Source organism: Neorhizobium sp. T6_25, assembly GCF_002968555.1.
GTDB lineage: Bacteria > Pseudomonadota > Alphaproteobacteria > Rhizobiales > Rhizobiaceae > Neorhizobium.
In genome coordinates this window covers 16582-26247 of the sequence record NZ_PVBL01000009.1, presented here as the reverse complement: position 1 = coordinate 26247, position 9666 = coordinate 16582, and the positions used below count along the sequence as shown (strand labels likewise).

The 9666-nt window shown below is 58.8% G+C and carries 13 protein-coding genes; 4 read left to right on the top strand and 9 right to left on the bottom strand.

Translation table 11 applies throughout. From position 1 onward, the window contains the following. Positions 1 to 165 precede the first annotated feature (165 nt). The 5 genes from C5L10_RS14205 to C5L10_RS14185 all read right to left on the bottom strand — a co-directional run bounded on the left by C5L10_RS14205 (position 166) and on the right by C5L10_RS14185 (position 5289). Entirely contained in the window at positions 166 to 891 is a 726-nt protein-coding gene (locus C5L10_RS14205; protein ID WP_105430211.1) for a hypothetical protein, read from the bottom strand. Then, entirely contained in the window at positions 888 to 1274 is a 387-nt protein-coding gene (locus C5L10_RS14200; RefSeq protein WP_105430210.1) for a hypothetical protein, read from the bottom strand. The genes C5L10_RS14205 and C5L10_RS14200 overlap by 4 nt, the downstream gene beginning before the upstream one ends. Before the next feature lie 253 nt (positions 1275 to 1527). Further along, the gene (locus C5L10_RS14195) at positions 1528 to 3372 is read right to left on the bottom strand and encodes an anti-CBASS protein Acb1 family protein (protein WP_105430209.1); all 1845 of its coding nucleotides are present in this window, start codon (positions 3370 to 3372) and stop codon (positions 1528 to 1530) included. Positions 3373 to 3380: 8 nt separating this feature from the next. Next, positions 3381 to 4850, bottom strand: a complete 1470-nt coding sequence (gene terL, locus C5L10_RS14190) for a phage terminase large subunit (protein WP_105430208.1) — start codon at positions 4848 to 4850, stop codon at positions 3381 to 3383. Continuing rightward, the gene (locus C5L10_RS14185; RefSeq protein WP_105430207.1) at positions 4807 to 5289 is read right to left on the bottom strand and encodes a hypothetical protein; all 483 of its coding nucleotides are present in this window, start codon (positions 5287 to 5289) and stop codon (positions 4807 to 4809) included. The genes terL and C5L10_RS14185 overlap by 44 nt, the downstream gene beginning before the upstream one ends. Before the next feature lie 139 nt (positions 5290 to 5428). On the opposite strand from C5L10_RS14185, the gene C5L10_RS33655 reads away from it, so the two are divergent. From C5L10_RS33655 to C5L10_RS14175, 3 genes are all read left to right on the top strand, one after another. Further along, a complete protein-coding gene (locus tag C5L10_RS33655; protein WP_172717036.1) occupies positions 5429 to 5692 on the top strand; it encodes a hypothetical protein in 264 nt (87 codons plus the stop codon). Then, on the top strand, positions 5617 to 6177 hold the full coding sequence (locus C5L10_RS14180) for a DUF4393 domain-containing protein (protein ID WP_105430206.1): 561 nt from the start codon (positions 5617 to 5619) through the stop codon (positions 6175 to 6177). The genes C5L10_RS33655 and C5L10_RS14180 overlap by 76 nt, the downstream gene beginning before the upstream one ends. 338 nt (positions 6178 to 6515) lie before the next feature. After that, the gene (locus tag C5L10_RS14175; RefSeq protein WP_105430205.1) at positions 6516 to 6770 is read left to right on the top strand and encodes a helix-turn-helix transcriptional regulator; all 255 of its coding nucleotides are present in this window, start codon (positions 6516 to 6518) and stop codon (positions 6768 to 6770) included. Between the two features lie 15 nt (positions 6771 to 6785). Here C5L10_RS14175 and C5L10_RS14170 read toward each other — a convergent pair whose 3' ends face one another. From C5L10_RS14170 to C5L10_RS14160, 3 genes are read right to left on the bottom strand one after another with little or no spacing between them, the layout of a single operon-like run. Continuing rightward, positions 6786 to 7409, bottom strand: a complete 624-nt coding sequence (locus C5L10_RS14170) for a hypothetical protein (RefSeq protein WP_172717035.1) — start codon at positions 7407 to 7409, stop codon at positions 6786 to 6788. After that, the gene (locus C5L10_RS14165) at positions 7406 to 7858 is read right to left on the bottom strand and encodes a hypothetical protein (protein WP_105430203.1); all 453 of its coding nucleotides are present in this window, start codon (positions 7856 to 7858) and stop codon (positions 7406 to 7408) included. The genes C5L10_RS14170 and C5L10_RS14165 overlap by 4 nt, the downstream gene beginning before the upstream one ends. Next, on the bottom strand, positions 7855 to 8397 hold the full coding sequence (locus C5L10_RS14160) for a helix-turn-helix domain-containing protein (protein WP_105430202.1): 543 nt from the start codon (positions 8395 to 8397) through the stop codon (positions 7855 to 7857). The genes C5L10_RS14165 and C5L10_RS14160 overlap by 4 nt, the downstream gene beginning before the upstream one ends. Before the next feature lie 92 nt (positions 8398 to 8489). On the opposite strand from C5L10_RS14160, the gene C5L10_RS34900 reads away from it, so the two are divergent. Then, positions 8490 to 9350: a hypothetical protein gene (locus C5L10_RS34900; protein ID WP_172717034.1), complete on the top strand. Its 861-nt coding sequence runs from the start codon at positions 8490 to 8492 to the stop codon at positions 9348 to 9350. Here C5L10_RS34900 and C5L10_RS14150 read toward each other — a convergent pair. Next, a complete protein-coding gene (locus tag C5L10_RS14150; protein ID WP_245448002.1) occupies positions 9299 to 9610 on the bottom strand; it encodes a hypothetical protein in 312 nt (103 codons plus the stop codon). The two genes, C5L10_RS34900 and C5L10_RS14150, sit on opposite strands and share 52 nt — an antisense overlap. Positions 9611 to 9666 lie beyond the last annotated feature (56 nt).

Sequence of the window (9666 nt, the reverse complement as noted above, 5' to 3'; positions counted from 1 at the left end):
GTGCCACGCCTTTTGAGATCTGCGAGCAGGGCGCGAAAGTGGGGGTAGGTCGGCGGCGATCTCAGCGCCTACGAGAAGGCAAATCGGGATGTCGTATCCGCGGCGCCGAAAGATAAGAAGAGCCCTTCTACTGCAAATGATAAGGGCGCATCTGGCGCCCTTATCTTATCCGGCCATCACCCGGAGCATTACGTTTGGCAGCAGCTTGTGCAGTTCTCCAGGGTTATCAAAGAATACAACTCGCATGCTTTGTAGGTCGAACGGAACATGAGACTCGTGTTGCGCCACCAGCAAAGTTTGCTTCCCTAGAGCCTGAGCAAGCCCCAGTTCATAGAAGACGTTGGGATTTCTTGAGCCAACGTTGGCAACGATGAGCTTCGCTTTGCAGATCTGTTTGATGACGTGCGTGAGGATGTCCCCTTGGACCTTTTGCTCATCACCGCGTACCGCGAGAAAACCTTCTTCCCGACATGCGTCAGCAATCGCCCGGAAAACTTCACTCTCTTCTGAAGCAAAAGGCGTCAGGACGAAGATCAGCTTGTCGTCTACCTCCAAGTCCTGCTCGGTGATGCCGAACTGCTCCAAGAAGGGCGTGGGCTGTTTGGCGCTTCTGTTCACGCCCACTCTCCGCTGCCCGGAGAGGACCAAATGGTTCACCTCCTGAAACCGCTCATTCGTAAAGACGAGTTCACGATTGAGCCTCGCGATCTCGGCCTCAAGAGAGCTTCGTACAGCAGACAGCTCCACCTTCTTGAGTGCGTCGTTGTAGTAAGAACTCCTGCGCGAAATCAGGACGGCGGTCATGATGGTGATTGCGGTCGCAAAAACGGCAACAACGCCGGATATTATTGGGAGTATTTCCCAGAGTTTGTCGATGGTCAGTTCGGTCACAGTGCCCCTCCAATCGCAAGGGTTCCGATCAAAAGCGAGACAGCGATGCAGTAGTTGAATACGGCTAGCATACCGCTTTTCCAATAATGAGCTGCAACCATAGCCTTGTCCGTCTTCCGGCAAAGGGCAGTGACTATCACCGTAAGGACCAGAAATATTAGGAATGCGCTCAAGACATCCTTCTGCGAGAACGCTGCCGAAGGTTGAGGCGGGATGCTGTAGACGAATGCCGCGAAGAACGAAAACGACAGAAATGCCATATCGAGCGGAAAGGCACACAGCGCCCGAAAGACGTCCAGCGCTTTCACCTCTTGCTCAATGAACAGCTTGTAGACAAATTTCAGCAGCAACACGCTGCTTGGGAAAAATATATCAGGGAGCATTTAGATGAGGCACCTCTGGGTGGGCGTCGGAGTGAGACCCTCTATAGACCGACTCCATTGAAGGCAACTACTAGTATTTATAGGGAAATATTGCACCATGACAAAGGGCGCCAGAGGCGCCCTTGATCATGCTCACTTGTTGAAGTCGACAGGGCAGGCACCACCTGCGCAATCGATGTGGACCTTGTCCACGTCCTCGGCCATCTGCTAGTTGATGACTGCTACCCATGGCCTCGCAATTAGCCTTGTTTCTTTATTCGTTTATGCCCTTCTGCCAGTCTTCCTTGATCTCTTTGAATATCTCCGGCCCAAGGATGATCCTGCCCTGGTATGGCTCGACCTTGGATAGATCGATATCGCCGCCGACCTGGATGGTGATGTGGGGCTGGTATTCCGGCCATTCCCACGAAGCACCCTTCTCGACGATCTCGCGGTGACGCCAGATCAGCTCCACGGCGGTGATCAGGAGAGCCTTGTACTTGCCATCGGCCCCAAAGCCTTCCATCTGGCGCGGGCCCCCTGCTCCGATCTCAAGCCGCGAAGCCCAGCTTTCACCCATGGCAAACCAGTCGACCGGCGTGCGGCTGTAGGCGATCGTGACGTGCAGATCCGGCACGATGTTGGTAAACCCCTGCTCTTTCGCCCACTGGACGATCTCAACGCGGTTGATGACGTCGCGTCGAACATACAGCGTGCGCGGTGCGGAGTCGTTCGCTGCCTGCCTCCGGTTGGCCGGCGGCCGGTTCTGGTTCGCTGCGGCTGCCGCGGCGGTAAGCTCCTCTTCCGAGGGCTCCTGCTCGCTAAGCTTGCCGTATTCCTCAATCGCGGCGTCCAAGCCCGGCAAGACGCCATCCTCGACCAGACGGTTGACTAGAGCATCGGAGACGGCTTCGCGCGGAATGATTTCCTGCCCTGCGGTCGAGCCCACCAGCTGCCGGGCAGCATCCGCCGTGGTCTTGAAGATCTCGGCCCGCTCCTTCTCGCTCATCTGCTCGAGCGGTGCCCACTGATAGTAGACGTCCGGATCGGTGACGCCGGCGGAACGCTCCAGGCATTCGTCGAGCCGCATCATCGCCGGCTGCATCTCCAGCTCCTGCATGGACTGGATTCGGTCGTGATAGTTCTTCATGTCCGACGTGCCGGTGGCGTTCATGCCGGCCGGCGACTGGCCCAGGAGACGGGTTACCGGGATATCAGCCGCTCCCGAAACGATCTGCATGAATGCCATCAAGATGTCGGTTAAGGCCGCGAAGGAAGCGTTCTTGCTCTCATATTCTTCCTCGCTGTCGAGGATGAGTGTGCCGTTGATGCCCTTGATGGTGTTCGCCAGCGTGTACCGGCGGAGCACCGCGTCCTCATAAGCCTGGTTGCCGATGTTTGCCGAGAACTGAGGGACCTTGATGATATCGATCTTGGCTTCGAAGATCAGCGAGGCGATGTTGCCGGCGGTGCTATCCGCGTTCTTTATCGCGTCGAGCGTTGATGTCAGTACGCTTTCGCCCCAGCTGAGGTTGACCGCCTGGTTGAAATCTTCATCTGGCGACATGGCCCCGTTGAAGATGACTAGCCGGGAGGGATGGATGTCCATCTGCATGCCGTTGGCGCCGCTGAGCTTGTAGAGCTTCGGGCGGCCGTACCAATCCGATGCCGGATCCCGGTCGATCTCGCCAGCCGTCAGCTGCCGGCGTGTCATCACCGTAAGGTATTTTAAGCCGCCCTTGCCGACACGCTCCACGTCCAGCGCCTCGGCCGGGTTCGCGTCGCCCGTCCCGATATAAACCGCGGCGCCGCCGAACAGCCGGCCCTTCTTCGATGCCTCCAGGATCTTGCCCTTGACGTTGAGGCGCGTCTCCTCATCCTCGATCGCCTCGATCTGGGGCTTCTTCGCCTGCCAGTCGCGCCACTTGCGGCAGCTGTCCAGCGCAGGGATGTCCACGATCTTCCGCGGCAGCCAGGATCCGCGATATGCCGCGATGATCTGCTCGTCGCTGAGCAGAGGTTGGGCATAGAAGGTGGTGGCAGCCTTGTCCCTGTCGGTCCCCATGCGGGACGCAAGGCTCATCAGCCCGTCCCTCAGCATCGAGACGACATTTCCCATGGGATTCCTCAGAAGTTATCGAAGGAGAAGGACGATCCAAGCGCCAGCTCGTTCAGAGCATCGGCGAAGGCGTCGACCTGGTCATCGAATTGGCCGTTCGGGAACGAGCAGACCTCGTCCAAGAATTCTTTGTTCCACTGACCCCGCAGCAGCTTCACGTTCCCGGCTTCAGCCTGGGCGGATGCGGGAGTGGCGCGGGTAGCTTTGTCACCGGTTGGCGGCACCACCTTCACCGCATATCCGGCAAGGATTTTCACCTTCGTCTCGGCGTCCGCCTTGCCCGCGGCGCCCGGATCTTGCGGGGTCCGGATGGTGACCGTCGGCCCGTCCTGCGAGGCGTGGTTCTTGAGCTTCGTGTTCACCTCATTCGGTGACCAGCGCCCGCGATCGACATCCTCCACATAGAAGGTGCCCTTGAAGTAGGCCATGCGCAGACCGACGGTCCAGTCAGGCTGCTTGCCAGGCTTCTCCTTCGATGCCGCGAAGTCCCATGCCCTCACCCGCTTGGCACCGGCCGGCACAGCATCGACGACCTCGAAGTCACCACGCTGGAACATACCACCGGAGCGAGGCGCCGGCCGCTGCTGATACTGCCCGGCATAGGCATAGCTGCCCATATCGCGCTTTAGCTTGGCGACCGCCTCCGGACCGAAGCGGACCGGGTCCAGCAGCTCACCGTCTTCGGTGCGCGGATCCTTGAACCCGATTTCGGTTTCACACGCCCTGTCCGGCTCGAACTCCATCGGGAGCATGAGATGGACGTATTCCATCCCGACCTCATGGATGACGCCAGAGACGTCTTCCTCGTGCAGGCGCTGCATGATGACGACGATCGCCGACCGCTCCTGGTCGTTCAATCGGTTCTGCGCACCCTCGCGGAACTTTCTGGTCGTCGCCAGTCGATCGGCCGCCGACTCCGCCGTCTCTGTCGAGTGCGGATCGTCGATCACCAGCCTGTCACCGCGCTGGGACGTCAGGGAGCCGAACGGCACACCCTCACGCGTCCCTGTCTTGGTGTTCGAGAACGACGTCTCGCCGGTGCGGTTCAGCTCCACCTCAGGCCAAAGGGAGCGATACCAGTCCGACAACATAAGGTCGCGGCACTTGCGGGTGTCGCGCTTCACCGGGCCATCGTTGAACGAGGTCGTCAGGTAACGCATGGACGAGAGACCGCGAGGGCCCCACTCCCATGCCTGCCACATGACCGAGACCAGCAGCGACTTCGACGAGCCTGGCGGCACGTTGATCAGCAGCCGATTGATCTGGCCGTCGGTCACCGCCTCGAGGTGCTGGCAGATGGCGTCGACGTGCCATCCGTGAACGTACTGCGCCCGAGGCTCCAGCACATGCCATGCCTCATGAACGAAGCCAGCCAAGGTCTGGCAGCGCGCCCGTATGCGCTCTGCATCCTTAGCGATCCTCTGCCGTTCCGCCTCAGCCGCCCGCCTCGCCTTCTCCGCCCGGATCAGCCTCATCATCTCCGCCGGGTCCACCGGCAAGCGGACCCAAGATAGATTCGAGGCGTTCGAGGTCATCGGCGCTCATGTTCGTCAGGTCGACGGTTGGGATGGCACCGCCGGTCGGTCCGGCATGGCGCAATTGCGTGGGCGGGTAGCTGCCCTGCATCTTGTTCGCTTCGGCGATGGCAGCGATGGCCACACGCGCGTCTTTCTCGGCATTGCTGTCGAAGATCGCCTTGAGGGCGAGAAGCCTGTCAGCGGCCGACCATTCGGCCTTTTCGGACACCCGAGCGGCGATCTCTCGAACGCGCTTCATGATGCTTTCATTTGCTTTCAACCGTGCTGCATTACCCCGGTTCGCAGTGTAACCCGCTGCTTCATATGCTTCATCCGCCGTCTTGCCTTGGGAGAGGGCTTGGGCGAACCTTTCATGACGGGCATTTTTCAGAACCGGCATCTGTCACCTCGGAGGAATGTGGGCGACGTGTCGATGACAGAGGTGACCGAGCTGTGGATTGTGTGGATGGTGTTGCGGCAAGCCTTGCGACTCATGGCCGTTCATCGTTTCGTTGTGATGCAACCATTGGATAAGAACGATGCCTGATGTCCCGGATTTAGCAACCGCCGTAGCCACTGAACTCGCAAAGCAAATTCCCATCAAAGATGCCTATTCTGATGCACTCTCGCCTGGAATGAAACAGACCGGGGCCGCTATTGAGGACATCACTAAAACACTTCGCCTAGCACTCGCTCCTTTCCAGGTCGGCGCCGACTTCAAGACCGTTTGTCACGGTTTATCGACAAATCTCTACGCGGAATTCCAGAAGAACGAAGGGCGTCACCACCGCCGCAAATTTTAGGGCCAACAATCGAGGCGATAAAATACGAGCCTGCGGATACCGCAATAGACGAGATGTTCTCTGAGCTTCTGAAGCGAAGCATGGATATCGACAATGTGCACCTTGCGCATCCTGCGTACACGCAGGTGATCAGACAATTGTCTGCAGACGAGGCGCAAATACTTCATGAGATCCACCGATACCAGAAGGCCGGTGCGGCAGCCAAAAAGCGATACACGATGGACATAAATCACCCTGCGCCGCCGCACTGGAAGAACATCAGGGTTGAATTGGACGAGATGTCGCGGGAGACCCTGCAGTTCCCAAACAACTTTGACTTCTATTTTCAGCACCTTTTTTCGATGGGTTTGGCAGCGATCTACAAAGTCGACGAAAAGCCCACCTTAAACCCTGACCGCAGTCAAAGAGGCACAAGAGTGCTCGAGGAGTACCGCTTAACTGAATTCGGCTCTAGTTTTATGAATGCCGTTACTAAAGAGAAGTGAATGCCCGCCGTGGCCAATCGTGAGCCGCGCGGCTTACCGTTTGCCCTGCCTGCTGAAATGAAAAAGCCGCCCGATGACAAGTCGGACGGCTTTCGTATTTTTACCACGGTTTCCGTGGTTTTTCTCTTGCATCACCACGGTTTCCGTGGGATAACAGTTTCACCGAAGCAATCCCGCTTCGGTAGGACTAGGAGGGCCTCATGAGCATCAAGCTCACCGTCCAAGTCCGGATCGGAAGATGGAGACTGACAATCTCCATTAGCCGGTAACCGGGGGCCGGAGGGGTCTAGACCACCTCTCCGGTTCCCGAAATGTATCAAATCGTTTGGAGACCTTCAATGGACCTCAAGATAATGCGAAATCAGATCGGCGTCACTCAGGTCGCGATGGCCGAGGCAATGGGGATGCCCCTCCGTAGCTATGAAGATGTCGAGAGCGGCAAGAGTGCCACCAGGCCGATCCACATCGCCGCTGCGAAATGGGCCGCAATCAAGATCAAGGCCACAGGTAAATCCGACAACCCGCTGCCCTCTGACGTTGCCGAGATGGCCCGGCATGCGCTGGAACAGGATGCCGGGGACATCTCCGTATAGCCTCCGGCCGTGTAATCACCTCGCTCCGAGGCTGCGGTTTCGATCACTATGCCGCGCCCGGATCGCCCGGTGATCGAGTGTTCTTTCCGAGGGAAGACCAGGGTCGATATGCGGCCTTCCGTCCGGTGCGATCCAGTGTGTGGCGCACTTCTCGGACGATACCGTTGATGACGTGTGTTCTACGCTGATTTGCGACACGCCGTCCATGGGATTATCAAACCGAACCAAATGCTTACGGTTGATAGCTAATGCAATTGTTTGACAGCACCGATTAATCTTGCGTTCGAAAGTTCGGCGCACCATGTCATTTCGTTCGAGATACCGCTCAAGATACATGCCTTTGCGGGTTTTGATGAAGCTGTAATCGTAGACCAGCTTGCGGTCGACCTCGCCGAGGAAGGTGTTGATCCAGGTCCATGTTTCCTCCATTCGGGAAAGCGCACCGGGGGCGAGGACGCGGCGGTAGCTGGTGGTGCCGTAGCCGTAGCTCTCTCCGATCTCGCGGACAACGTCACCCATGGCGCCCCCAGCCATGCGAGGCCCGAGGCATGCCGGAGTGGCGAGAAGCGTCTCGGCAGCCTCCACGATCCGCGCCCGCACCTGCTCATATGTCCAGTCCTGAAACACTGCCATGTTCACGCCGCTCCTCCTATCATGTCCAAAAGATCGCCCTGGATGGGCCTGTAAAAGCGCACCGAAATCAGCACATACAGCGCCTTCCAATTCTCGACCGGCATCCGCATGGCCTTTATCTTGCGGCGCAGGCTGCCGAGGTCGATCGCATCGAAGTCCTTGGTGAGCGTCGGCGATTTCACGAGATCCGGGTTCTCGATCAGCAGCGCCGACACCGCCTTGATCATGTCGGCGAACAGTTCCGCCGCGTTGGCCCTGGTGCCGGTCATCAGCATGAAGACGAGGCGGAGGTGATCCTCGCCATGATCTCGGCCGATATCGCGCACCGTGGGCTTGCAGTAGCATTCGAATGCCTTCCGGCTGGTCGGGCTATGCTTGGAGCCGTCGAACAGCTTCACGCCGCACTGGCGCGCGACCTTATAGATATCGCAGCGGTGGGCGCCGGCTGGTGTCATTCCGTCCTCGCCTCCCATCCGTGCCGCTTCCTGATGCCCCTCACGGTGCTTTCGACGACGCCCAATTGCTGGGCGATCTCAGCGATGGAGAGACCCTGGTGATAAAGCTCCCGAGCAAGGCGGTCCCGCTCTCCCGAATGCAGCACGCGCTTCGCCTTCTCAGGGATGCGACCTAGGGCATGCAGGATGGTGGTGTGGTTCCTGCGGAAGTACTTCGCCAGCTGCGCGATCGACATGTCGGGATAGCGCCGGTTGGTCTCGCGGATGATCAGGTTCCGAACCGACACGATTGCGGCCGCCCGGTCATGCACGGTGATCTGATCGAAGGTGATGGAGCGCAAGGCGCAGCGGGAGCGGATGAAGTCAACCGGTGTGAGGAAGGTTCTCCCCTCGTCGAGCTCGTGTGGTTCATCCGCAGGCAGGCGCAGAGTCGGGGCGATGTTCACCACCTTCGCCTTGCCGTAGCATGCGGCTCTCGCGGCCTTGGCGCGGGAGATGACGCGGTCTTCGTATGTGGATGGCTGGACGTGGGCTGTCATACTCCGCAAGCTCCTTCGCAAAGGTCAAGCATCCCTTGGCCTGTGTCTTTCGCCCCAGAGAAATCTATGTCTGCTAAGGGCATAAGCGATCGGTGAAGGTATTCCTGATGTTTCATGCCGGGGGTGTCACGTATGAGAACATCAATCTCGCAAGCCACAGCGAAAGCTTCCGGATCATTTATCTTGAGCCAGTTCCATTCGGCGTCGGTGCGGTATGGGCAATAGACGCATGCAGACTTCGGTGGGACCGGATAACCATGCTGTATGAGCCATGCAACGCAGTCGCGGCGGCTCATCCGCAGCTCAAGAAGGGGATATCGAGTGACTTCCCACCGATCGAATGCAGCCCCGGCCCTGACAACCTCGTCGGTGGAAATCCCGATCCACGTCTCGACGACAACGCCGGTTGGGACGCGCTGCCCTTTGGCGTATCCCAGCAGGCGTCGTTTCTCTCTAGCCATGGGATCAAGCTTGAAATCGCGGGTGCATTGGCGTTTGCCCATACCCCCGTTGGCCGTGAAAGCGGGAATGGTGACAAACCGATCCTGCAACTTGCTTCCGCCGCCATTGGCACGAGCGCGGATTCGATCGCTCAACCGTCCCGCGGTTACACGAACAACGGCCATCTGCCCGTTGGTTCGGCGGGTGATCTCGCCTTCCAGCCAATCGAGATGCGCCATCGTCGTCAGTGGCTCATCACCAGTATCAGCGAAAATGACAACATCTGGGCGCGGCCCCACAACGCCCTCCAGAGCCATGAGCGCAAGCGTCGTCGACTGGATACCGGCTCCAAGCGACAGAACGCGAAGCTGAGCATTTTCTACGGGGCCCCACGACCAGCCTCCACGTCGAACGCGGGGCGATTTCTTCTGCTCTGGGGCGACGAGCTGGAAGAGTTCCGTCATGCCCTCTCCCTCCGCTCGACTTCCGTGCGCCTTTTGCTTCCCCTTTGACGGATGAAGGGTTTGAGGCCATTGAACACCGCGTCGGCGGCGGACTGAGCTTCGACGACCGCCCCGTCCCTCACCAGTGGCCCGTTGATGTAGGCGACAATCGCCTCGCCGGCCGCGGCCTTTGCTTCAGCCTTGGTCTCGTAGATGATCGGATGACCGCCCTTGCCCTTCAGGATCTCGTTGTCGCACTTGTGCACCTTGCGGAACCAGGCGATGAAACCGCCGGCGACTGGCATGTAGCCGATTGCGAACTCGTTCATGCGGCGGCCCTCCAGGATGAGGCAATGTTCATATTGTTTGCTCTGCAGATGAGATG

Coding starts and splice junctions, on each gene's coding strand:
- C5L10_RS14200 (WP_105430210.1), bottom strand. CDS start 1,274: ATGCTCCCTGATATATTTTTCCCAAGCAGCGTGTTGCTGCTGAAATTT.
- C5L10_RS14195 (WP_105430209.1), bottom strand. CDS start 3,372: ATGGGAAATGTCGTCTCGATGCTGAGGGACGGGCTGATGAGCCTTGCG.
- terL (WP_105430208.1), bottom strand. CDS start 4,850: ATGATGAGGCTGATCCGGGCGGAGAAGGCGAGGCGGGCGGCTGAGGCG.
- C5L10_RS14185 (WP_105430207.1), bottom strand. CDS start 5,289: ATGCCGGTTCTGAAAAATGCCCGTCATGAAAGGTTCGCCCAAGCCCTC.
- C5L10_RS33655 (WP_172717036.1), top strand. CDS start 5,429: ATGCCTGATGTCCCGGATTTAGCAACCGCCGTAGCCACTGAACTCGCA.
- C5L10_RS14175 (WP_105430205.1), top strand. CDS start 6,516: ATGGACCTCAAGATAATGCGAAATCAGATCGGCGTCACTCAGGTCGCG.
- C5L10_RS14165 (WP_105430203.1), bottom strand. CDS start 7,858: ATGACACCAGCCGGCGCCCACCGCTGCGATATCTATAAGGTCGCGCGC.
- C5L10_RS14160 (WP_105430202.1), bottom strand. CDS start 8,397: ATGACAGCCCACGTCCAGCCATCCACATACGAAGACCGCGTCATCTCC.
- C5L10_RS14150 (WP_245448002.1), bottom strand. CDS start 9,610: ATGAACGAGTTCGCAATCGGCTACATGCCAGTCGCCGGCGGTTTCATC.